The 21,165-nt window shown below is 62.1% G+C and carries 21 protein-coding genes and 1 tRNA gene; 17 read left to right on the forward strand and 5 right to left on the reverse strand.

Going from position 1 to position 21,165, the window contains the following annotated elements; all coding sequences use genetic code 11:
• Nucleotides 1-108: 108 nt before the first annotated feature.
• Nucleotides 109-183: transfer RNA gene (locus tag N2605_RS09010), tRNA-Gln, on the forward strand.
• A gap of 220 nt (nucleotides 184-403) precedes the next feature.
• A complete protein-coding gene (locus tag N2605_RS09015) occupies nucleotides 404-745 on the forward strand; it encodes a 5-carboxymethyl-2-hydroxymuconate Delta-isomerase (RefSeq protein ID WP_036004140.1) in 342 nt (113 codons plus the stop codon).
• A 28-nt stretch (nucleotides 746-773) separates the two neighbouring features.
• Here the strand turns inward: N2605_RS09015 and N2605_RS09020 are convergent, their stop codons facing one another.
• From N2605_RS09020 to N2605_RS09030, 3 genes are read right to left on the reverse strand one after another with little or no spacing between them, the layout of a single operon-like run.
• A complete protein-coding gene (locus N2605_RS09020; RefSeq protein WP_036026095.1) occupies nucleotides 774-1,568 on the reverse strand; it encodes an IclR family transcriptional regulator domain-containing protein in 795 nt (264 codons plus the stop codon).
• Between the two features lie 60 nt (nucleotides 1,569-1,628).
• Nucleotides 1,629-2,867: an NAD(P)/FAD-dependent oxidoreductase gene (locus tag N2605_RS09025; protein WP_260346373.1), complete on the reverse strand. Its 1,239-nt coding sequence runs from the start codon at nucleotides 2,865-2,867 to the stop codon at nucleotides 1,629-1,631.
• Entirely contained in the window at nucleotides 2,864-3,115 is a 252-nt protein-coding gene (locus tag N2605_RS09030) for a 2Fe-2S iron-sulfur cluster-binding protein (RefSeq protein ID WP_225150123.1), read from the reverse strand. Before N2605_RS09030 ends, N2605_RS09025 begins: the two co-directional genes overlap by 4 nt.
• Nucleotides 3,116-3,404: 289 nt before the next feature.
• Here N2605_RS09030 and N2605_RS09035 point away from each other — a divergent pair, with 289 nt between their 5' ends.
• The 9 genes from N2605_RS09035 (at nucleotide 3,405) to N2605_RS09075 (ending at nucleotide 12,744) form a co-directional block, all read left to right on the forward strand.
• Nucleotides 3,405-5,090 (forward strand): amidohydrolase, encoded by a 1,686-nt coding sequence (locus tag N2605_RS09035; protein ID WP_425248839.1) that lies wholly within the window; start codon nucleotides 3,405-3,407, stop codon nucleotides 5,088-5,090.
• 56 nt (nucleotides 5,091-5,146) lie between these two features.
• Nucleotides 5,147-6,505, forward strand: a complete 1,359-nt coding sequence (locus N2605_RS09040; RefSeq protein ID WP_036026089.1) for an aromatic ring-hydroxylating dioxygenase subunit alpha — start codon at nucleotides 5,147-5,149, stop codon at nucleotides 6,503-6,505.
• Between the two features lie 33 nt (nucleotides 6,506-6,538).
• Nucleotides 6,539-7,981 carry a glutamine synthetase family protein gene (locus N2605_RS09045; protein ID WP_225123766.1) on the forward strand — a complete coding sequence of 481 codons (1,443 nt, stop codon included), beginning with the start codon at nucleotides 6,539-6,541 and terminating at the stop codon, nucleotides 7,979-7,981.
• 31 nt (nucleotides 7,982-8,012) lie between these two features.
• Nucleotides 8,013-9,188 (forward strand): ABC transporter substrate-binding protein, encoded by a 1,176-nt coding sequence (locus tag N2605_RS09050; protein WP_128263617.1) that lies wholly within the window; start codon nucleotides 8,013-8,015, stop codon nucleotides 9,186-9,188.
• Between the two features lie 64 nt (nucleotides 9,189-9,252).
• The gene (locus N2605_RS09055) at nucleotides 9,253-9,411 is read left to right on the forward strand and encodes a hypothetical protein (RefSeq protein WP_157783994.1); all 159 of its coding nucleotides are present in this window, start codon (nucleotides 9,253-9,255) and stop codon (nucleotides 9,409-9,411) included.
• The gene (locus N2605_RS09060) at nucleotides 9,411-10,280 is read left to right on the forward strand and encodes a branched-chain amino acid ABC transporter permease (RefSeq protein ID WP_225150007.1); all 870 of its coding nucleotides are present in this window, start codon (nucleotides 9,411-9,413) and stop codon (nucleotides 10,278-10,280) included. The genes N2605_RS09055 and N2605_RS09060 overlap by 1 nt, the downstream gene beginning before the upstream one ends.
• 16 nt (nucleotides 10,281-10,296) lie before the next feature.
• Nucleotides 10,297-11,286 (forward strand): branched-chain amino acid ABC transporter permease, encoded by a 990-nt coding sequence (locus N2605_RS09065; protein WP_225155736.1) that lies wholly within the window; start codon nucleotides 10,297-10,299, stop codon nucleotides 11,284-11,286.
• Between the two features lie 32 nt (nucleotides 11,287-11,318).
• Nucleotides 11,319-12,050 (forward strand): ABC transporter ATP-binding protein, encoded by a 732-nt coding sequence (locus N2605_RS09070; RefSeq protein ID WP_036004179.1) that lies wholly within the window; start codon nucleotides 11,319-11,321, stop codon nucleotides 12,048-12,050.
• On the forward strand, nucleotides 12,031-12,744 hold the full coding sequence (locus N2605_RS09075) for an ABC transporter ATP-binding protein (RefSeq protein ID WP_036004155.1): 714 nt from the start codon (nucleotides 12,031-12,033) through the stop codon (nucleotides 12,742-12,744). The genes N2605_RS09070 and N2605_RS09075 overlap by 20 nt, the downstream gene beginning before the upstream one ends.
• A gap of 514 nt (nucleotides 12,745-13,258) precedes the next feature.
• Here the strand turns inward: N2605_RS09075 and N2605_RS09080 are convergent.
• Both N2605_RS09080 and N2605_RS09085 read right to left on the reverse strand, forming a co-directional pair.
• Nucleotides 13,259-13,537 (reverse strand): hypothetical protein, encoded by a 279-nt coding sequence (locus N2605_RS09080; RefSeq protein WP_036026108.1) that lies wholly within the window; start codon nucleotides 13,535-13,537, stop codon nucleotides 13,259-13,261.
• A gap of 809 nt (nucleotides 13,538-14,346) precedes the next feature.
• Nucleotides 14,347-15,105 carry an SDR family NAD(P)-dependent oxidoreductase gene (locus N2605_RS09085; RefSeq protein WP_260346378.1) on the reverse strand — a complete coding sequence of 253 codons (759 nt, stop codon included), beginning with the start codon at nucleotides 15,103-15,105 and terminating at the stop codon, nucleotides 14,347-14,349.
• A 161-nt stretch (nucleotides 15,106-15,266) separates the two neighbouring features.
• Here N2605_RS09085 and N2605_RS09090 point away from each other — a divergent pair, with 161 nt between their 5' ends.
• Genes N2605_RS09090 through N2605_RS09115 form a run of 6 tightly spaced genes read left to right on the forward strand, consistent with a single transcriptional unit; the run spans nucleotide 15,267 to nucleotide 21,135 of the window.
• Nucleotides 15,267-16,532, forward strand: a complete 1,266-nt coding sequence (locus N2605_RS09090) for an extracellular solute-binding protein (protein WP_260346380.1) — start codon at nucleotides 15,267-15,269, stop codon at nucleotides 16,530-16,532.
• Nucleotides 16,533-16,535: 3 nt separating this feature from the next.
• Nucleotides 16,536-17,477, forward strand: a complete 942-nt coding sequence (locus N2605_RS09095; RefSeq protein ID WP_225139672.1) for a carbohydrate ABC transporter permease — start codon at nucleotides 16,536-16,538, stop codon at nucleotides 17,475-17,477.
• Entirely contained in the window at nucleotides 17,470-18,315 is an 846-nt protein-coding gene (locus N2605_RS09100; protein WP_225139671.1) for a carbohydrate ABC transporter permease, read from the forward strand. Before N2605_RS09095 ends, N2605_RS09100 begins: the two co-directional genes overlap by 8 nt.
• A gap of 21 nt (nucleotides 18,316-18,336) precedes the next feature.
• Nucleotides 18,337-19,434, forward strand: coding sequence for a Gfo/Idh/MocA family protein (locus N2605_RS09105; protein WP_260346382.1), 1,098 nt, complete (start codon nucleotides 18,337-18,339; stop codon nucleotides 19,432-19,434).
• A gap of 10 nt (nucleotides 19,435-19,444) precedes the next feature.
• Nucleotides 19,445-20,089, forward strand: coding sequence for a ThuA domain-containing protein (locus tag N2605_RS09110; RefSeq protein ID WP_036004213.1), 645 nt, complete (start codon nucleotides 19,445-19,447; stop codon nucleotides 20,087-20,089).
• Nucleotides 20,086-21,135, forward strand: a complete 1,050-nt coding sequence (locus N2605_RS09115) for a LacI family DNA-binding transcriptional regulator (RefSeq protein ID WP_225155435.1) — start codon at nucleotides 20,086-20,088, stop codon at nucleotides 21,133-21,135. Before N2605_RS09110 ends, N2605_RS09115 begins: the two co-directional genes overlap by 4 nt.
• Nucleotides 21,136-21,165: the final 30 nt, after the last annotated feature.

Genomic DNA, 21,165 nt, shown 5'->3' on the forward strand with positions numbered 1-21,165 from the left:
CCTTTTTGCCCCTCCAGGCGGTTGAAATGCCGCGCCGCTCCCTATAGACCGGCTGCGACCGACGGGAATCTGCGGGTGCCGGTTCTGCCCGTTCCGTTCGTCGTCTGTTGGGGCGTAGCCAAGCGGTAAGGCAGCGGATTTTGATTCCGCCATTCGGAGGTTCGATCCCTCCCGCCCCAGCCAGATCTTCCGCCCAGCCTGAAATCACCCACGGACCCGGCCCGGCTGGGGAGCTGCTGCACAGCTCTGCGCTGCACAGGGCGTTTCTCGGCAAAGATTCCGCCGACCGGGCCTTCCCCATGCGAACCATGACCCGCCGCGACAAAGATGGCGACGTTGAGGGGCGAACGGTCTACGACGGTGAGGTCATCTCATGAACGCCACCTAAAACGAGAACAACGTCATGCCGCACTTGGTGATCGAATATTCGGAAGGGGCGCTCGCTCGCGACGACGTAACAGGCTTGATGGAAGCGCTCTTTGAAGCCGCTTGGCGAACGGGCATCATGAAGGCGGAGGACGTCAAGGTGCGCGCGTGCGTCTACAACGATTTCCTGGTTGCCGGGAAGCGTGACAGCTTCGTGCATCTGTCTGTCTATTTGCTCGAAGGTCGATCGCCCGACCAGAAGGTCGAGCTGAGTACGAGCCTTCGACGGACGATGACAGAGCGATGCCCGGATGTGGCCAGCATAAGCGTGGATGTCCGTGACATGGACCCGGTCGCCTACAAGAAACGGCTAAAATGACGGGTGCTCGCCAAAAGACGGCAGCTTCTCAGACGAGCAGGGGCTGCGCGGCGAGGGACATCTCCTTGAGGAGAGGCAGGAAGCGATCGATCATCTCACCGGTCGTGATGCGATCGACATGAGCGCCGATATTTGCGGCCGCGATGACGGCGCCATCGTAGCGGCGAATTGGCACCGATATCGACCGAAAGCCCTCTTCGGCTTCCTGATCGACAAGGCTATACCCTTTGGTGCGGTCGGCAATGATCGTCGCAATCACTGCCGATTTGTCGACCAGCGTCGACTGGGTCAGAGCCGCCAGCTTCATGCCGTCGACCGTTCTCGTCAGCTCGTCGTTTGCCAATCTGCCCAGCAGAACGCGTCCCACCGACGTGCAGAAAGCCGGCAGCCGATATCCTATGTCCAGTCCGGTCGAAAATACCCGCGCCGGACTCGAGCGGGCGATGAAAACGACCTCTTCACCATCCAGGACCGCAAGGGAGCAGACCTCCCTGGCCTTGCCGGCGACCTCGTCCATCAACGGCTGCATCACGGTGCTGATTTGGTTCGACGTCAAATAGGCCGAAGCCAAAAGCAGCACTCTGGGCGTTAGCGAAAACAACCGCTCGTTGCCCGCGACGAATCCGGATTTTACGAGGGTCATCAGAATCCGGCGCACCGTCGCCCGCGGAAGATTCGCGCTCTTGGAGAGGTCGCTGAGGGTCATTGGACGGCGATCGATACCGAACGACTGTATCACGCGAAGACCCCGATCCAGGGTCTCGATGAACTCGCTGCCCTCCCGCGCCTTTTCCTCTTCTTCCGTACGCTTCAGCCTCGGCATTCTATTGGGCGGTCCCTCTCAGTGGCCTCTCGAAAGCGAGAACCATCACAAATCCGCGCGCTAGGCGCCAGCCTTGTCTCCGGCTGTCACCAGGGATTTGAGGTCAAAGGAAGGGTCTGCGGCTTGCTCCGGTGCAGGGGAGATTCCCGCCGCAATCAGGCGTCGGGCTGCCATTTGCTCGCCTGGCCGGTTGACGCTGTCCACCGCGACCAATCGGCCCTGGCGATAGTAGAAGACCGAGAATCTTCCGTCGTCGACCGAACCTCGGACCGCCTGCCGATCATATCGACCGGCCAGCCCGACGATCTGCAGCTTGACGTCATATTGGTCGGACCAGAACCTCGGCACATTCTCATAGGGCGCTCGAGCGCCGGCGATCGCCAGTCCAGCGGCCTTCGCTTGATCCTGGGCGTTTTGCACCGATTCCAATCTCACCCAGCTTTCGCAAAAGCGGTTGAAGTGGTTGGCGCAGTCACCGGCCGCGAAAATGTCCGATGTTTCGCATTGTCCGTGCGCGTCAACGACAATTCCATTCGTGCATCTAAGCCCCGCCGAGCGCGCGATCTCGTCATTGGCGACACCACCAATCCCCACCAGCACCAGGTCGGCGTGGACAACGGCACCGTTGCCCAGCACAACAGCGGAAACTTTTCGACCGTTTCCTTTGAAGGAAGCAACCGTTTCGTCGAGCATCACGTCGACGCCAGCCCGCAAATGCGTATCAAGAAGAAAGGTCGACAAGACCGGCGAGACGGCACGTTCAAGCAGGCGGCTGCTCGCTTCCACGACGGTGACCTTCTTGCCCAGCTTTGCCGCGGAGGCCGCAACTTCCAGCCCTATGAAGCCGCCCCCGATGATGACAATCTCCGCAGCATTGGCCAGACCTGCCTTCAGGTCGATCGCATCGGTCACCGAACGCAGATAGAAAATTCCATCCAAGTCCGCGCCTTCAACCGCGATGCGCCGCGCGCGCGAGCCTGTGGCGAAGAGGAGTTTTTCAAACTTCAAAGCGTTGCCGCCGGCCAGAGTGACCTGTCGCGCGTGCAAATCGAGCAGCGTGGCGCGCTGCCCAAGAACGAGATTGATCTGCTTGCCTTCGAAGAAAGTCTCGTCGCGCAAGATCAGATTTTGCTCGCTGATGCGCCCGAGAAGGAATTCCTTGGATAGCGGCGGCCTCTGATAGGGCAGCCACTCTTCGTCGCACACAATGGTGATGGGCTGAGAATAGCCGGCGTCACGAGCCGTGAGAGCGGCTTGAACCCCGGCATATGATGCGCCGATGATGACCAGCCCTGTCATGATTGCCTCGCCGGCACATGGACCACCAGCTCGTCGAGAGGGGCGGGCACCTTCAGCTGGCAACTCAGCCGACTGTTCGGCTTTCGCTCTCCCGAGACGGCGGACAGCAACTCGAGCTCTTCTTCGCTCGGCTGAGGGAGAGAGCTTGCTTGTTCTTCATCGACGTAGACGTGACAGGTCGCGCAATCGAGGCAGCCGCCGCATTCGCCGTCGATGCCGTGAATACCGTTGCGGACGGCCGCGAGCATCACGCTCACGTCGCGTCCGACCTCGATGGATTTTCCGCTGCCGTCCTGCTGGACAAATCTCACTCGCGGCATCCGACCTCCGTTTCCTAAGTTTGTTCGATCTGAGAACATAAGTTCGTTAAACGGTTACGCTAGTTCTGGCGGACCCTCAATCCCGACCTGATGGCCGCCGCTGCGGTTCCATTAGGCAAGTTATGCGGAAATATTTTGCTTGCTTGCGCGTCACATTGGAGTCATTCTGAACGATATCGAACTAATGTTCGACTACCGAACGACAGGGCAGGATGCAATGAAGCTGACGACAGCGATCGTGGGAGTGGTGCTGACATCAGGCGCGGCGTTTGCCCAGCAGCAGGAGGCCAATGCTCCCTCGCTTGCCTTGATCAACGGCAAGATTCTCACCATGGACGGTCAGTCAAAGGTTGCGGAAGCGCTTGCCGTTCGCGACGGAAGAATCTTGGCCGTAGGAGACGCGGCGACGATCAAGGCGTTGGCCGGAAATCGCACCCGCACGATCGACTTGCAGGGCAAGACTGTCGTTCCCGGGCTGATCGACACGCACGCGCATTTCAAGGCTGCCGGTCTGTCCGACTACGTCGTCAACATGAGCGGCGCCAAGACTGTTGCGGATGCCCTCGCAAGCATCAAGCAGTTCGTGGCGAAGAAAAAGCCCGGCGAGTGGATCATCGGAAGCGCCTGGCATCCCCCGTCACAGCTCGCGGAAAAGCGTTACCTGACACGCCAGGAAATCGACGGCGTCGCGCCGAACAATCCGGTCTATCTCCGGACCGTTGGCCACTTCTCGATGGCCAATTCGATGGCGCTCGAGAGGGCCGGCGTAACCAAGGCCACGCCAAACCCAAGCGGCGGATCGTTTGAGCGCGACAGTGCCGGTGACCTGACCGGCGTTCTGGTCGAGACGGCGATCGATCAGGTCGAAAAGACCGTTCCGGAGTGGACGGCGGACGACGAGTTTCGCCAATTCAAGCTCGCGGAAGGCGTGCTGAACTCGTTCGGGATCACCAGCGCCGTAGAAGGGGCCACCTCGCCCAGGGACATCGCGGCCCTGCAGCGCGTGGCGCAGGCCGGTGAAGCAACGCTACGGGTCGGTCTCATGTGGCGCCCGGAGCCCCCCGCCGAGAACGCGGCCTGGGAGGCCATCATGCGAGGCAACGGCGCCTCCTCCGGCTTTGGCGATGACTGGCTGAAGTTCGCCGGAATCAAGATCCTTTACGATGGCGGCATGACGCTCAAGACGGCGCTCATGCGCGAGGCCTATCCAGACTCGCATGATGGCTACCACGGCATTGCCCAGCAGTCGCCGCAACGCCTCAAGGAGCTGGTGTCCATTTGCAATCGCCACAATTGGCGCGTGGGTGTCCATGCCGTCGGCGACAAGGGCATCGACCACGTCCTTGATGCATTCGAAGCGGCCGACAAGGAGAAATCGATCAAGGATCGGCGTTTCGTCCTGATCCATGGAAGCTTGATAGTGCCCGAGCAAATGGAGCGCGCAAAGCGCCTCGGTGTCAGAGTCGACCTCCAGAACGTTTTCATGTGGGACAAGGCGGCCACCGTCGAGCGCTTCCTGGGTGCGGCGGTCGCCAATCGGGCCGTGCCCACGAAAACTCTCATCGAGAAGGTGGGGCTGAACAGCCTCGGCGCAGGCACCGACTTCCCGGTGAACACGATCAATCCCTTCATCAACATCTACGTCATGGTAACCCGCAAGGATCTCGCCGGACGCGTTTATGGAGCGAACGAAGCCGTCAGCCGCGAGCAGGCGCTGCGCCTCTACACCAGCGCGGCATCGCACTATATGTTCGAAGAGAACGAGAAGGGGACGATCGAGGCCGGAAAATTCGCGGACCTGACCGTGTTGTCGGCGGACCTCATGACGGTCCCCGAGGAGCAGATCAAAGACATCAAAGCCGACCTGACGATCGTCGGCGGCAAGATCGTGTTTCAGCGTTAGTCCGCGTCCCGATAGCATGAGGACGCATCTCGAAGCCGAGAGAGGAGATCCAAGTCATGATGAGCCAAGAGCAGAACGACCTCATTACCCGCGTCGGACCGAAGGCGCCTGCGGGAAAGCTGATGCGGATGTATTGGCAGCCTGCTGCGCTCGTCGACGAACTCGCGGAGGGGCGCCCCATCAAGGCCGTCAAGCTTCTCGGCGAGAACTTCGTTCTGTTCAAGGACGAAACGGGGCGCTATGGCCTGCTCGATCGCGACTGCCCGCATCGGGGCGCCGACCTTGCCTTCGGCCGGCTCGAGAACGGTGGCCTGCGCTGCGCCTTCCACGGGTGGCTGTTCGACGTCACGGGACAGTGTCTCGAGACGCCCGCCGAGCCTGCAAACTCCTCGCTCTGCAAAAATATCAAGCAGCGGTCCTACCCCGTCGTGGAGAAGGGTGGAATCCTGTGGGCGTATTTGGGTGAAGGCGAGCCGCCCGCGTTTCCGGAGATCGACTGCTTCGCGGCGCCGGACGAATACACCTTCGCCTTCAAGGGCCTGATCGAATGCAATTGGCTGCAGGCGCTGGAAGTCGGCATCGACCCGGCCCACGCATCGTTCCTTCACCGGTTCTTCGAGGATGAGGATACATCGGCGGCCTATGGCAAGCAGTTTCGCGGTGCGTCGGCCGACTCGGAAATGCCCATGACGAAGGTCCTGCGCGAGTACGACCGGCCGATCATCAACGTCGAGCACACCGAATACGGCCTGCGGCTCATCGCCTTGCGAGAAATCGACGAGCAGCGCACCCACGTTCGCGTCACCAACCAGCTATTCCCGCATGCGTTCGTCATTCCGATGAGCACGGAGATGACGATTACCCAGTGGCACGTGCCCGTCGACGACGTGAATTGCTATTGGTATGCGATTTTCACCAGCTACGCCGCGCCCGTCGACAAGGCGAAAATGCGCGCGCAGCGCCTCGAGCTTTACGAGTTGCCGGAATACCGCTCGCGGAAGAACAAGTCGAACGACTACGGCTTCGACCCGCACGAGCAGGCGACCGAGACTTACACCGGCATGGGTGCGGACATCAACGTCCACGACCAGTGGGCCGTCGAGTCGATGGGCGCTATTCAGGACCGGACGCGTGAGCATCTCGGCCAATCCGACAAGGCGATCATTCAGTACCGCCGGCTGCTTCGCCAGGAGATCGAGAAGGTGGCCTCCGGGGGCAAGCCGCTGTTGTTCCTCGACGCTGCCAGCGCGCGCAGCATCCAGGGGCCGGCCACAATGGACGGCATCGGTCCGACGAAGGGCTGGGAAACCTACTGGATGGAAGTGGACGTCAAGCGTCGTCGGGGCGCTCCCTGGGCCGCGCCGGTGCCCGCCGAGCTCGCCAAGAAGGTGCCTCACCTGACCGCCGCCGAATAAGCCAGGCCGCCCAGCTCAGCAAAGGAGATGTCGTTGAGTTTCGTCGAAAAGCACGGTCTCTGGTCGGCCGAACAGAAGGAGGCTGCCATCCGCATGCGGCGGATGGCGGAGGAGCAGGAGTTGCATACGATCCGGCTCTCCTTTCCGGACCAGCACGGCATCTTGCGCGGCAAGGCGCTGGTCGCTTCCGAGGCGCTCTCGTCGATCGAGAGCGGCTGCTCGATAACGACGACATTGCTCGCGAAAGATACCTCTCACCGCACGGTGTTTCCCGTCTTCACCGCCGGCGGCGGGTTCGGGATGCACGAGATGCAGGGGGGAGGCGACATCTTGATGGTCGCTGATCCCACCACCTTCAAGGTTCTCCCCTGGGCATCAAAAACCGGGTGGGTGCTTTGCGACCTCTACTTCTCCGATGGACGACCCGTGCCCTTCGCCTCCAGGGGCCTGTATCAATCCGTGCTGGGGCAGCTCAAAGACCGGGGCTATGATTTCAAAGCGGGCCTCGAGGTCGAATGCCACATCTTCAGAGTCGAGAATCCCCGACTGGCGCCTTGGGACGCCGGCAGTCCCGGCCAACCGGGTGAGCCTCCGGAGGTCAGCCTGCTTTCGCAGGGCTATCAGTACCTGACGGAGCAACGTTACGACCAGATGGAGCCTGCGCTCGAGCTGATCAGGCAAAACATCGTGGCGCTGGGCTTGCCGCTTCGGTCGATCGAGTTGGAATACGGCCCGAGCCAGTGCGAGTTCGTGTTCCAGCCCACCGTCGGCATTGAGCCGGCGGACACCATGGTGCTGTTTCGTACGGCAGTGAAGCAGATCTGCAACCGCCACGGCTATCACGCGACCTTCATGTGCCGGCCGCGGATACCGAACGTGATGTCATCGGGGTGGCACCTTCACCAATCGCTGGTCTCCCGAACAGACGGCGTCAACGCGTTCATGACCAGCGAACCGGCCGGCCTGTCGAACCTTGGCAAGCACTATATGGCCGGGCTGCTGGAGCATGCCAGGGCATCCGCGGTCTTCTCGACGCCGACGATCAATGGCTACAAACGCTACCGTTCCTATTCGCTGGCTCCGGATCGGGCGATCTGGGGACGCGACAACAGGGGCGTCATGATCCGCGTGCTGGGCGGTCCCGACGACAAAGCCACCCGGCTCGAAAACAGGATCGGCGAGCCGGCCGCAAACCCCTATCTTTACATGGCGTCGCAGATTCTGGCCGGCCTCAACGGCATTGATCGCCAGCTCGATCCCGGTCCGTCGGCGGACACCCCCTACGAGACCAAGGCGAACCTCCTGCCGACCTCCTTGCGCGAGGCGGTGTTCGCATTGCGCGATGACCCCTTCTTCCGCGAGGCTCTGGGAGAGAAATTCGTCGACTACTACGTTTTCATCAAGAACGCGGAAATCGAGCGCTTCCAATCGACGGTCACCGAGTGGGAGCAGCGAGAATATTTCGAAATGTTCTGAAACAGCATCACCGAAGCGGGAGAAGAGAGATATGAGCTTGAGGTTTGGACTTGTTGGGGCCGTCGCGATTGCCACTGCCTGGATGTCGCCGGCGCAGTGCGACACCATCAAGGTGGGGATCATCGGCACCATGTCCGGTCCGTATGCCTTGTTCGGCCAGAACTTCAAGTACGGCATTGACGCCTGGGTGGCCAAGCATGGATCGAAAGTGGGCGATCATCAGATCGAGTTTGTCTATCGCGACGAAGAATCGCCGAACCCCGCCAAGTCGAAATCATTGGCTCAGGAGTTGATCGTCAAGGAGAAGGTTCAGTACATCGCGGGACTGTACTTCACTCCGGACGCCCTGGCCGTCGCTCCGCTTCTCGAGGAAGCGAAGGTGCCTATGATCGTCATGAACGCCGCGACGTCCGCGATCGTCGAGAAGAGCCCCTACATCGTGCGGACGTCCTTTACGATGTGGCAGAACACGGTCCCCGCGGCGAAGGTGGCGAAGGCCAGAGCGGCCAAGAAGGTGGCGATCGCCGTCAGCGATTACGGCCCCGGCATCGATGCCGAATCGGCCTTCAAAAAGACGTTCGAGGCAGATGGAGGCACCATCGTCCAATCGATCAGGATGCCGCTCAATACGACCGACTTCGGCCCGATCATGCAAAGGATCAAGGATTCCGGCGCAGACATGATCTTCACATTCTTGCCGGCCGGTCCACCAACCCTGGGGTTCGTCAAGGCCTATATCGACAACGGGCTGAAAGCGTCTGGCGTGAAGTTGTTGTCCACGGGTGATGTCGTGACCGAGCCCGATCTTCCGACTATCGGTGACAGCGGCGTAGGCATCCTGTCGACTTACCACTACGCGGTCTCGCATGACTCTTCAGAGAACAAAGCCTTCTTGGCCGATCTGATCAAGGCCGGCGCCAAGGCTGACGACATCACCATGGCGTCGGTCGCGGCCTATGACGGTGCTCGGCTCATCTACAAGATGGTTGAGGCCACGAACGGTCAAAAGGATCCGGACAAAGCCCTTGCGGCCGTGAAGGGCATGAAATGGGTCAGTCCGCGTGGCCCCGTGTCGATCGACCCGGATACCCGGCATATTCGTCAGAACGTTTATCTGCGCGAAGTCGTGAAGCAGGACGGCAAGCTCCTCAACAAGGAACTGCAAACGTTCGATGCGCAGCCGGACTGGGGCCTGGCGAAGAACTAGAGCGGATCGCTCGCGATGTAGATCTCGCGAGCGATCTCTTCATCGTGTCGGAGAAGGGCCCGGAATGAGTGGTCGGTCGCAGTCTATTCGCTTCGTCAACGGTCGCATCTATCGCGATGCCAGCGACCGGATGATACCCGGCTTGACGGACGCGCACATCCACCTGTTCGGGCTGGCTGCCGAGCGGCTCCAGATCCGAAAAGCCGCGGAAGCATTCAACTAATGGCGTGGACGGGTCTCAGCATCGGGCTAGATGCCCTCTCGTACGGCATGGTGCTTTTCATCATCTCCATCGGCCTATCCATTATGATGGGCCTGATGAGGGTAGTGAACCTCGCTCATGGCGCATTTGCGATGATCGGGGGATATCTCGCGTCTTTTGCGCTCAAGAACGCGGGAGTTGGATATCCACTCGCGATTGTCCTAGCGGTCCTCGGCACCATCGCGATCGCCTTTCCGCTCGAGTTTCTTCTCTACCGCCGGATTTATCGCAAGTCCGATGAGCTGACCCAGATATTGCTCACGATCGGCATCGCGTTCGCCATCATTGGCGTTGCCAACTACATTCTTGGCCCGACAACCAAATCCATTCCGCTGCCTCCGCTGCTGAGCGGTCCCGTCGATCTCGGCTTCCGAATGATCCCGGCTCATCGGATTTTCGTGACGATTTGCGGAGTGTGCACCGCGGGCTTGCTCTGGCTACTGATCGACCGCACCGAGTTTGGGATCCGGCTGCGTGCCGCGGTCGACAACGGTGACATGGCCGAGTCGCTCGGAATCAAGACGCAGATCCTTTTTTCCGCGACCTTCGCGCTTGCGGTCGGCCTGGCGGCGTTCGGGGGCGTGGTGGGCGCCGAACTGTTGCCCGTCGAACCTTTTTACGCGCTCAGATATATGGTGACGTTCCTTGTCGTCGTCTCGGTCGGCGGGGCAGGATCGATCCCGGGCGCCGTGGCGGCATCGATATTGCTTGGCCTCGCGGACACGACCGGCAAGTATCTTGCACCCGAATATGGTGAGTTCTTCTTCTATCTTGCGGTCATCCTGGTCGTGTTTCTGTTCCCGAACGGCCTTTTGGGCAGGAGGCACTGACGTGACCGATCGAGCCATGGTCGATGGCGTGAGCCCGCCGCGTTTTTCCGTGCCGCTTGAGCTGCGCGCTGTCGCAATCACGCTGGCGCTCGGAGTGCTCGGCTACACGCTTTTTCCGGAGGACCTCGCGTTTCTGACGCGACTGATCAGCATCACGCTTCTGGTGCTGTCGCTCGATCTGGTCACGGGGTATTGCGGTGTCGCCACCCTGGGGCATGCGGCGATCTATGGTGTGAGCGCCTACGTCGTGGGTAACGCCTGCCTTGCCGGACATTCCGACCCCCTGCTGTTGTTGCTCGTGGGGGCGGTGGCCGGTGCCGTGATGGGGCTGGTCTCAGGCGTCCTTGTCACGAGGTTCAAGGGTCTCCCCCAGCTCGTGCTATCCATTGCCGTCGGACAGCTCGTCGCGGCGCTGGCCAACAAACTGTCCAGCCTGACGGGCGGAAGCGACGGATTGTCCGGCATTTCGCCTGGACGAATCTTCGGGGTCTATGCGTTCGACATGTATGGTCGCACCGGCTATGTGTTCTCCGTTGCGGTGCTTATGGTCGTGTTCGTGGTGCTGCTTCGAATCGTGCACTCTCCGTTCGGCCTGCTTTGTCAGGCAATCAAGGATGACAGCCTGCGAGCTCGGATGATCGGTGCCCGCGTGTATCCCCGGCTCGTGCTGATGTATGGCGTGTCGGGGGTTGTTGGCGGAATTGGTGGTGCTCTCAATGCCATCAATACGGGCGTCGTGGGACTGGATAGCATCGGATTTGAGCGGTCGGCTGAAGCTCTCGTCATGCTGGTCCTGGGTGGCGCAGGCAGTCTCTGGGGCGCGCTGATCGGATCCATCGTCTTCCAAGTGTTCGAGCACTACGTCTCGGCTGCGAATCCATTCCATTGGATGACCATGGTCGGTGCGTTGCTGATCGGGGTCGTTTTGTTCGCCCCGAAAGGCCTGGTGTCCCTTGGAGGCTTGCTTGCTGGTCGCACCGCCTCGGTGATGAGGAGGCGCCCGTGAGCCGGCCGCTGCTCGAACTGCGAAACGTTTCGATGTCCTTCGGCGGGATGCGGGTCAACGATGATATTTCCTTCAGTATCGGGAAGGGAGAAAGGGTCGCGTTGATTGGCCCGAACGGCGCGGGCAAAACCACGCTCGTCAACGTCATCTCCGGCGACTTGACCCCTTCACAGGGTGCCGTCCACCTCGCTGGTGTTGATGTCACCGCGCTACCGATTTCCGATCGCGTCGACGCCGGCTTGATCCGGACATTTCAGATCACGAGGCTCTTCAAGAGCCTGACGGTCGCACAAAACGTCGCGCTCGCCGTGATGCAACGAAAGGGGCTCACGAGAAGCATGTTTTCCTGCCCGATGGATCGGCCGGACGTTCGTCGGGAGTGGGAGCGGGCCCTTGGAACGCTCGGTATCGCCCATCTGGCCGACAGGCAGGTCTCGCAACTGGCGTACGGTCAGCAGCGCCTTCTTGACCTGGCAATCGGGCTTGCTCTCGAGCCGAAGGTCCTGCTCCTGGACGAGCCCGCGGCAGGGGTTCCGTCGGAGGAGTCCTCCAAGATCATCGAGGCGATCGACAGATTGCCATCTGATATCGCGGTCTTGATGATCGAGCATGACATGGACCTGGTGTTCAAATTTGCCCGCCGTGTGCTCGTTCTCGCCAACGGAAAGCTGATCTTCCAGGGCGATCCGGCAGAAGTCACGCACCATCAGGAAGTCCGTCGAGCTTATCTAGGTAGCTACGCAGATGCCCGCCACGCGTCTTGAAGTCAAAGGTCTCAGTGCCGGGTATGGCCCCACCCGTATCATCGATCACATGTCGTTCGAGGTCTTGCCCGGAGGCCGTCTCAGCATCCTTGGTCGAAACGGAGTCGGCAAGACGACCTTGCTCGCATCGCTGATGGGTCTGACGACCCATCATGGGGGAAAAGTATTCCTGGGCGAGGCTGATCTCACGGACACCAAGGCATCGACACGCGCTCAACGAGGTCTTGGTTACGTACCGCAGACACGCGACATATTTCGGTCGCTGACGGTGGAAGAAAACCTGGTCGCGGGTCTCAAGGATCGAGGTCGAGAGGCACTTGAAGAGGTCTATGTGATGTTTCCGAGGTTGGCCGAACGTCGACGCCATTTCGGGACGCAATTATCGGGCGGCGAGCAGCAGATGCTCTCGCTCGCCAGGACGCTGCTGGGAAGGCCTTCAGTTCTCCTCTTGGATGAGCCGCTCGAGGGGCTCGCGCCGGTGATCTGCGATCAGATCATGGAAATCATCACCGCGCTGGCGAGTTCTGGTGAGATGACCATCGTTTTGGTCGAGCAGCAGATCGAACGAGCGCTGCGCTTTGCCGATCATGTCATGGTGGTTGAACGCGGCAAAGCGGTCTGGAGTGGGGAATGCGCGCACTTGCGCGACGACCCCAAGATGGTCGAGCGCCTGCTCGGTGTTGGGGTGCACTGAGGCATGCGACGTCCTTGTCATTGAGACGATGGGCAAGCTCGTATCACCCTTGCCCCTTCGGGCGGCGGGGTTTGGCCGTAGCGCTCGCCCGGAAAGGCGAACCGGCAGCACGATCGCACGCCAAAGGGCCGGACAAGTTGCTCCCTTGCCGCAAAGCGCTCAAGGACGACCGCAAGCGCTGTCAGTTCAGCCTTCCAAGCAGTCTTCGGATGATCTTCCGCAAGTTTTCGGCGTACTCATCGACGACCTGACGCCTCTCGGCCGATGGCGGCAGCTGACATTCGTCGTTCCCGTCCGGCGACGGAGGATCCGTCTTGGAACTCCCGCGCATGATCGAGGCGATCGGCTTTGTCACTTTCACGGGAAGTCTGACCTCTGATGCACGACGCGCGTCGTTCAGGCTAGGTGCCAATTCCATCTGCGGCCTTCACACAAGTTAAGTCGCCGGAGCGGGTCGATCTGCATGGCTCGTCGCCGACGCATGGCGCCGCAACATTTTGCAAATCGCGGCGCGCTAGGTGCACGAGGCGGTCGGATCGCACTTCGGGCAGCGGCCGTCGGCGGCTGCGCCGAGCTGGCGGCCGAGCTCGGCCCTGAGAGCCTCCTTGTTCCATTCGGCGCCGTCGCATCTGACGATTCGCTTGGCGCGCTCGAAGGCGTGACTCTCGGCGGCGTCATCGCCGATGCGGACGATCACGTCCCGATGGAACGGGCAGGCCGTCGTCGCGCGGGTCGTCTCCAGGGCGTAGCGCACGACCTCGGTGAGATCGTCGGTGTCAATGTCGGCAAGCATGTCGGTTCTCCTGATCGGCATCCTCCCTTGTCCAGACCATGCACTGGCTTCGACGAAAATCGGCCTCGGGCTCGATGGGAGCGCCGAGGCCGATTGTTCGCGTGGCTCTTCCATCCAGGGTCTGAACTCGTCCAGCAAACCCGCGCTGCCGATCTTCGTTCCATCGAACTCTCCGGCGGAGCCGCTCTCCGGCCTGCTCCATGTTCGCGGTCTTCTGCACTCTCCGTGAAAGCGGCGCCGGGAAGGCCTCGAAATCCAAACGTCGCTCGCTCCGGCAAAGGGGACCTCGAAAAAGCGTTCCCGATGCCGACACAAGACTATCGTCGGCGTCGCAAACATGTCTTGATTCAGCTCAAAGGAGGCGGCGGTATTCGACCGAACGCTTCTCGATCGGCAACCTGCTTACAAGCGCTGCGCGATGTCTTCACCGCTGCTCGCGTCAATCCGTTCAGGACATCTGCGTAAGTATTGGCCCGCAATTTCCAGGTCGCCGCGCCGGGCGCATATCTCCAGCATGGAGCGCAACGTCATCTTCAAATGCCCCCGCACGGGCATGAACGTGCAGCACTGGATTCCCGGCACAGCCTCCGACGCCGCGGACACGCACGTCCCGGTCCGATGTCCCGCTTGCGCCTCGCTGCACTTCGTCAATGTCGCCAGCGGCAAGACCTTGAGCGAGGGCATCGGTCGGCCTCGCGCGACCACGGCGCCAGCCCGTCTCGGCCAGCCTGATCCATCGCGTCCTTGACCTCGTGAGTTTCGCGCGGCCGCGCCCGGATCAGATTTTCCGACTGGATCCTCAAGGCGTCTCAGACCCAGCCGCCATCGACGATGTAGTGCTGGGCGGTGCAGGCGGAGGCCTCGTCGGAGGCGAGGAAGACGGTGAACTTCGCAACCTCGTCCGGCATGAGCCGGCGCTTCAGGCATTGTCGCTGCTGCAGCTCGATCTCGCCGGCCGGCGTCATCCATTTCTCGAGCTGCCGCTCGGTCATGATCCAGCCCGGCGCGATCGCATTGACGCGGATGTTGTAGGGGCCGTAGTCGCGCGCCAGCGAGCGCGTCAGCCCGATCACGCCTGACTTGCTCGCGGTGTAGGCGGCCATGCCGCCTTGTCCTGCGATCCACGACACCGAGCCGAAATTGACGATGGCGCCGGCATTGGCCGCCTTCATGTCCGGCAACACGGCCTGCGATGCGAAGAACTGGTGCTTCAGGTTCACCGCGATGCGGTTGTCCCAATAGTCCGGCGTCATCTCCTCGGTGTTGTGCCGCTCGTCATGCGCGGCATTGTTGATCAGGATGTTGATCGGGCCATGAGCCTTGCGTGCCGCGACGACGCCGGCACGCAGCGCAGGGATGTCGGTGAGATCGACATGCTGGAAATGCGCAGCCAATCCCTGCTCGGATAGCTCGCGCGCCAGGCGCTGTCCCTCGTCGACCTTGATGTCGAAGAACACCACCTTGGATTTCTGCTCCGCAAAGCGCCGCACGATCGCAGCGCCGATTCCGGCTGCGCCACCGGTGACGAGCACGACCTTGCCGGCGAGGTCGGAATAGATCGCAGCCATGGGCACCTCGTTTGTTGCGGCCGGCGCGGCAGGCCGCGTCGACTCTTTCGCAAACCATAGCCATTCCATTGGTGAGGTGCATAGATCAGAAATTGTGTTGCGCACCTCAAAAATTGAGGGCAGGATTGCGTCAAAGAATAAAAGACGGTCGGGAGGATGTGATGAGATTGCTCGGGAAACTGGGACTCGCCGCTGCCGCATGCCTGCTTTGGGCCAGTTCCGCGTCAGCCGACACCACGGTCAAATGGCTGCACATCGAGGTCAACCCGGCCCAGGTGAAGATCTGGGAGGAGGTCGCACGCAGCTATGAGGCGTCGCACCCCGGTGTGAAGGTCGAGATGCAGTTCCTCGAGAACGAGGCCTACAAGGCCAAGCTGCCGACCATCCTGCAATCCAAGGACCGGCCGCACATCATCTATAGCTGGGCAGGCGGAGTGCTGAAGACCCAGATCGAGGCCGGCGTGCTGGCAGACATCACCGATTCCGTGAAGAGCGGCGGCTACAGCGACACGATCGCGCCGGCGGCGCTCGCGGCTTTCACCAGCAACGGCAAGGTCTATGGCCTGCCGACCGCGCTCTCGCAGGTCGGCTTCCTCTACAACAAGGACTTGATGGCCAAGGGCAATGTCGACGCGAGCAAGATCAAGACATGGGACGATCTGCTCGGCGCAGTGAAAACGCTGAGGGCCGCGGGCGTGACGCCGATTGTGGTTGGCGGTGCCGACAAATGGCCGCTGCATTTTTACTGGACGCATCTCGCAGTGCGCATCGGCGGCAAGCCGGCCTTCGATGCAGCACTGAAGGGTGAGAATGGCGGGTTCGCCGGCGAAACCTTTCAGAAATCCGGCGAGCTGTTCAAGCAGCTGGTCGATCTCCAGCCCTTCCAGAACGGCTTCCTCGGCTTCAAGAATCCGCAGGCCGTCGGCTATTTCGGCGATGGCAAGGCCGCGATGATCCTGGCCATCTCGTCCTTCTATCACACCCAGCGCGCGTTTGCCGCCGACAAGGTTGGTCTCGGCGACGACAAGCTTGGCTGGTTCGATTTTCCGGTCGTACCCGGCGGCAAGGGCGAGCCGTCAGACACGCTCGGCGGCATCACCGGCTGGTTGATCACCAAGGGGGCGCCCAAGGAAGCCACCGACTTCCTGAAATTCTTTATCTCCAAGGACGTGCAGGCGCGGCTTGCCGCCGGCAACTTCATCGTTCCCGTCGTCAAGGGCGGCGAGGCCGGTCTCAACAGCGCTTTCATGAAGCAGATCGCGGCCAATCTGGCGAAGTCCAACTATCACCAGAACTTCTATGACCAGAGCCTTGGCCCGTCGGTCGGCCGCGTCGTCAACGACGTCACGGCTGAGATCGCCGGCGGCAGCATGAGCCCGCAGAACGCAGCGAAAGCCATCGAAGCGGCGTACAAGCAGGGTAACTGACCGGTGGCGCGACGGATCGCGATGTCGTCGCCGATCGGCGTTGCCGGTGAGGCGGCCCCCCAGGTCGGGATTCGTGGCCCAGGCTGGGATGGCCGCTTCACGGTCCTGATCCTGTTCCTGCCGCCCGCGCTGCTGCTGTTCACGCTGTTCGTGGTGCTGCCGATCGGCGAGGCCGCCTGGTACTCGGGCTTCAACTGGAACGGGTTCGGCAGGCCGACGAACTGGATCGGCTTCGACAATTACCGCTTCGTGCTGGAGACGCGGGCCTTCTGGCTCGCGCTGCGCAACAACGGGCTGATCATCGCCGTTTCGCTCGCCGTCCAGCTGCCGCTTGCGCTCACGCTCGCCCTCATGCTGGCCGAACGCTTTCGTGGCGCCGTGGCGCTGCGCATGCTGTTCTTCATGCCCTATATCCTCGCCGAGATCGCAACCGGGCTGATCTTCAGCTTCGTCTATGACGGCGACTACGGCCTCGTCGCCTCGATCTGGCGCACCTTCGGCGCCGAGCCTCCGCATCTGTTGGCCTCGACCGACACGGCGATGCTGGCGGTGCTGATCGTGGTGGTCTGGAAATATTTCGGCTTCCACATGATGCTGTTCATCGCCGCGCTCCAGAGCCTCGACAAAAACCTGGTCGAGGCCGCCCGTATCGACGGCGCGACGCGGACGCAGACGCTGCGCCACGTCGTGATCCCCTTGCTCTATCCGACGATCCGCCTGTCGGTGTTCTTCGCCATCATCGGATCGCTGCAGCTGTTCGATCTCGTCATGCCGCTGACGCGCGGCGGACCGGCCGATTCCTCCAACACGTTGGTGAGCTTTCTCTACAACAATGGCATCTCGCGCATGCGCGTCGGCTATGGCAGCGCCATCGGCGTCATCCTGTTCGCGATCTGCGTGACCTTTGCCTTCACTTACAAGCGATGGTTCATGCGCGATGAATAGTGTCGGGGCTAGAAGCGCATTCGATCCCGCAGCGCTGTTCAAGGCGCTGTTCCTTGGCCTGGTCGCGATCTTCGTCCTGGTGCCGTTGCTCGCGACCCTGCTCGGCGGCTTCAAGTCGCTCGGCGAGCTCCGTGTCAATCCGTTCGGCCTGCCCGCACAATGGGAATGGCAGAACTACGCAGACATCCTGTTCTCGGCGCGCTACTGGCAGCTGCTGCGCAATTCGCTTGTCATCTCGACGCTGGCGGTGGCGCTGACCCTGATCACGGCTTCGATGGCCGCGTTCACCTTCGCCCATGTCAGGTTCTTCGGCTCATCGATGCTGCTCAGCTATCTGACGCTGGGCCTGCTGTTTCCCGCCGCGACCGCCGTGCTGCCTCTGTTCATCAAGGTGCGCGATCTCGGCCTGCTCGATACCTATTTCGGGGTCGCGCTGCCGCAGGTGGCGTTCAGCCTCGCCATGAGCGTGCTGCTGCTACGTCGCTTCTTCAAGGACATTCCATATGAGCTGCTCGAGGCCGCGCTGGTCGACGGTTGCAGCTACATCAAGTTCTTCCGCTATGTGACGTTGCCCTTGTCGCGTCCGATCCTGGCGACGGTCGGCACCATCACCTTCGTCAACAGCTGGAACGCCTACCTGCTGCCGCTGGTGATGCTGAACACCGATGCGCTGTATCCCTGGCCGCTCGGCATCATGGTCTACCAGGGCGAATACTCGTCCGAATGGCACCTGATCCTGGCCTTCATCACACTCACCATCCTGCCCACGATCATTCTGTTCCTGCTGGCCCAGAAGCACATCGTGGCCGGCCTCACCGCAGGCGCCGTCAAGGGATGAGCCGTATTCTGAGGAGATAACATGAGAAAAGTCGGCATCGGAATCATCGGCTGCGGGGTGATCAGCACCGCCTATCTCAAGGCGGCCCAGCGCTTTCCGGTCATGGAGGTCAGGGCGCTCGCCGACATGCGCAGCGAGATTGCGGAGCGCCAGGGCGCGGCCTTCGGCTTGCCGGGAATGCGGGTCGACCAATTGTTGAAGCGCGACGATGTCGAGATCGTCGTCAATCTCACGGTGCCGCTCGCCCACACCGATGTCAGCCTGGCGGTCCTGAACGCCGGCAAGCACGTTCACTCGGAGAAGCCGCTCGGCATCAATGTCGCTGAGGCGCGCAAGGTCATGGAGCTTGCCGCACAGAAGAACCTGCGCGTCGGCTGCGCGCCCGACACGTTCCTTGGCGGCGGCCATCAGACCGCGCGCAAGCTGATCGACGACGGCGCGATCGGCACGCCAGTCGCGGGCAGCGTTTTCTTCGGCTGCCCCGGCCACGAGCGCTGGCATCCGGCGCCTGGCTTCTATTACCTGCGCGGCGGCGGACCGATGCTCGACATGGGGCCGTATTACATCACCGATCTCGTGCAATTGCTCAGCCCGGTCGCCAGCGTGATGGGCTCGACCGCGCGCCCCAAAACCGAGCGCCTCGTCACCAGCCAGCCGATGAACGGCGCGCTGATTCCGGTCGAGGTCCCGACCCATGTCGCGGGGACGCTGGAGTTCGAAAGCGGGGCGGTCGTGTCGATCACGATGAGCTTCGACGTGCCGAAACATCGGCATGCGCCGATCGAGATCTACGGCGACAAGGGCAGCATGCTGGTGCCGGATCCAAATCGCTTCGGCGGCGAGGTTCAGGTGGCGAAGACCGGCGGCGAATGGGAGGCGATGCCGTTGACACACGGCCACGTCGAGGGCGAGTTCCGCTCCATCGGCGTCGCCGACATGGCTGGCGCGATCCTGAACGACCGGCCGCATCGCGCCAGCGGCGCGCTCGCCCTCCACGTGCTGGAGGTGATGGAGGCGTTCCAGACTTCCGCCGACGAGGGCCGTCGCGTCAGGATCGAGAGCCGCGTCGAGCGGCCGGCGATGCTGCCCGCGGGGCGTGAAACCGGACAGATCGATTGAGGGTATGACCATGCGCAAGGCAATGATTGTATGGGGCGGCTGGCCGGGACACGATCCCGATCTCTGCGCGTCGATGATCCGCGGCTGGCTGAAGGCGGAAGGCTTCGAGGTGCGGATCGAAACCACGACGGCAGCCTTTGCCGATCCCGCGATCCACGATCTGTCGCTGATCATACCGATCTACACGATGTCGAAGATCGAGAAGGCGGAAGCGCTCAACCTCTGCGATGCGGTGCGCAGCGGCGTCGGGCTTGCCGGCCACCATGGCGGCATGTGCGATGCTTTCCGCGAATCGGTCGATTACCAATTCCTGTGCGGCGGGCAGTGGGTCGCCCATCCCGGCAACATCATCGACTACAAGGTCGACTTGACGAAGCCGGACGATCCGATCATGACGGGTCTGAAGAGCTTCGAGCATCGGTCTGAGCAATATTACATGCATGTCGATCCCGCCATCGAGGTCCTGGCAACGACGACCTTCACCGGTGAGCACGCGCCCTGGATCGAGGGCGTGGTGATGCCGGTGGTGTGGAAGAAGCGCTATGGCGCGGGGAGGGTATTCTATTCCTCGCTGGGCCACCGCGCCTACGAGCTCGACGTGCCGGAGATCCGGACGTTGATGACCCGCGGCATGCTATGGGCCGCGCGCGAATGACTGAAGGCGCGACCCAGCCGGTGCTTCGGGCCACGCTCGAGGACGTTGCGCGCGCGGCGGGCGTTTCGCTCGCCACCGTCGATCGCGTCGTCAACCGGCGCGAGGGTGTCCGCGCCAAGACCGTCGCGCGTGTCGAGGCCGCGGTGGCAAAGCTCGGCTATCGCGCCGATGTTGCCGCCGCGCGGCTCGCCCGCGGGCAGACCTTCCGCTTCGCGTTCGTGCTGCCGACCGGCAGCAACAGCTTCATGACCAACCTCAGCGAGCAGGTCGCGCGCACCGCGGACTGGCTCGCCGGCCATCGCGGCTTCATCGACATCCACCATGTCGACGTGTTTGACCCCGACATCCTTGCCGGTGCGCTGGAGAACCTCTCGCCGGCCTATCAGGGCGTCGCCGTCATCGCGCTCGATCACCCCCGGGTTCGCGCCGCGATCGACGAGCTCGTCGCGCGCGGGGTTGCCGTGGTGACCCTGGTGTCGGACGCCCCGAGCTCGTCCCGGGCGCATTATGTCGGGATCGACAATCCGGCCGCGGGCCGCACCGCCGCCACGCTGATGGGCCGCTTCCTTGCCGGACGCGAGGGCACCGTCGCCGTGATTGCGGGATCGTTGTCGCTGCGCGATCACACCGAACGGCAGTTCGGCTTCCACCAGATCCTGTCGAGCGAGTATGCGAGCCTGTCCGCACTGCCTGTCATCGAGGGGCGCGACGACAGTGACCGCACCCGGGACCTCACGGCCGCGCTGCTCGCCCGCCACGCCGATCTCCGCGGCATCTATTGTTGCGGCGCCGGAAACCGCGGCATCGCCGATGCGCTCGAGGCCTCGGGCCGCGCGCGCGAGGTGGTCTGGATCACCCATGAGCTGACCGAGCACACCAGGCGGTTCCTGGTGCGCGGCACGCTCGACGCCGTCATCAACCAGGATGCCGGCCACGAGGCGCGGTCTGCGGCGCGAGTCCTGCTCGCGCATTGTTCGGGCGAGCCGATCAGCCCCGACCAGGAGCGCATCCGCATCGACATCTTCCTGCGGGATAATTTGCCGTAGCGTGAAGCGCACGGAAGCGCCGCGCGAGGA

Origin of the sequence: Bradyrhizobium yuanmingense, assembly GCF_025200905.1 — a bacterium.
Taxonomy (GTDB): domain Bacteria; phylum Pseudomonadota; class Alphaproteobacteria; order Rhizobiales; family Xanthobacteraceae; genus Bradyrhizobium; species Bradyrhizobium yuanmingense.

What these genes read in the sequence shown, in the direction of transcription:
- N2605_RS09015 (WP_036004140.1), top strand. Translation starts at nt 404, where the DNA reads ATGCCGCACTTGGTGATCGAATATTCGGAAGGGGCGCTCGCTCGCGAC.
- N2605_RS09020 (WP_036026095.1), bottom strand. Translation starts at nt 1,568, where the DNA reads ATGCCGAGGCTGAAGCGTACGGAAGAAGAGGAAAAGGCGCGGGAGGGC.
- N2605_RS09025 (WP_260346373.1), bottom strand. Translation starts at nt 2,867, where the DNA reads ATGACAGGGCTGGTCATCATCGGCGCATCATATGCCGGGGTTCAAGCC.
- N2605_RS09030 (WP_225150123.1), bottom strand. Translation starts at nt 3,115, where the DNA reads ATGCTCGCGGCCGTCCGCAACGGTATTCACGGCATCGACGGCGAATGC.
- N2605_RS09035 (WP_425248839.1), top strand. Translation starts at nt 3,405, where the DNA reads ATGAAGCTGACGACAGCGATCGTGGGAGTGGTGCTGACATCAGGCGCG.
- N2605_RS09040 (WP_036026089.1), top strand. Translation starts at nt 5,147, where the DNA reads ATGATGAGCCAAGAGCAGAACGACCTCATTACCCGCGTCGGACCGAAG.
- N2605_RS09050 (WP_128263617.1), top strand. Translation starts at nt 8,013, where the DNA reads ATGAGCTTGAGGTTTGGACTTGTTGGGGCCGTCGCGATTGCCACTGCC.
- N2605_RS09055 (WP_157783994.1), top strand. Translation starts at nt 9,253, where the DNA reads ATGAGTGGTCGGTCGCAGTCTATTCGCTTCGTCAACGGTCGCATCTAT.
- N2605_RS09060 (WP_225150007.1), top strand. Translation starts at nt 9,411, where the DNA reads ATGGCGTGGACGGGTCTCAGCATCGGGCTAGATGCCCTCTCGTACGGC.
- N2605_RS09065 (WP_225155736.1), top strand. Translation starts at nt 10,297, where the DNA reads ATGGTCGATGGCGTGAGCCCGCCGCGTTTTTCCGTGCCGCTTGAGCTG.
- N2605_RS09070 (WP_036004179.1), top strand. Translation starts at nt 11,319, where the DNA reads ATGTCCTTCGGCGGGATGCGGGTCAACGATGATATTTCCTTCAGTATC.
- N2605_RS09075 (WP_036004155.1), top strand. Translation starts at nt 12,031, where the DNA reads ATGCCCGCCACGCGTCTTGAAGTCAAAGGTCTCAGTGCCGGGTATGGC.
- N2605_RS09080 (WP_036026108.1), bottom strand. Translation starts at nt 13,537, where the DNA reads ATGCTTGCCGACATTGACACCGACGATCTCACCGAGGTCGTGCGCTAC.
- N2605_RS09085 (WP_260346378.1), bottom strand. Translation starts at nt 15,105, where the DNA reads ATGGCTGCGATCTATTCCGACCTCGCCGGCAAGGTCGTGCTCGTCACC.
- N2605_RS09090 (WP_260346380.1), top strand. Translation starts at nt 15,267, where the DNA reads ATGAGATTGCTCGGGAAACTGGGACTCGCCGCTGCCGCATGCCTGCTT.
- N2605_RS09100 (WP_225139671.1), top strand. Translation starts at nt 17,470, where the DNA reads ATGAATAGTGTCGGGGCTAGAAGCGCATTCGATCCCGCAGCGCTGTTC.
- N2605_RS09105 (WP_260346382.1), top strand. Translation starts at nt 18,337, where the DNA reads ATGAGAAAAGTCGGCATCGGAATCATCGGCTGCGGGGTGATCAGCACC.
- N2605_RS09110 (WP_036004213.1), top strand. Translation starts at nt 19,445, where the DNA reads ATGCGCAAGGCAATGATTGTATGGGGCGGCTGGCCGGGACACGATCCC.
- N2605_RS09115 (WP_225155435.1), top strand. Translation starts at nt 20,086, where the DNA reads ATGACTGAAGGCGCGACCCAGCCGGTGCTTCGGGCCACGCTCGAGGAC.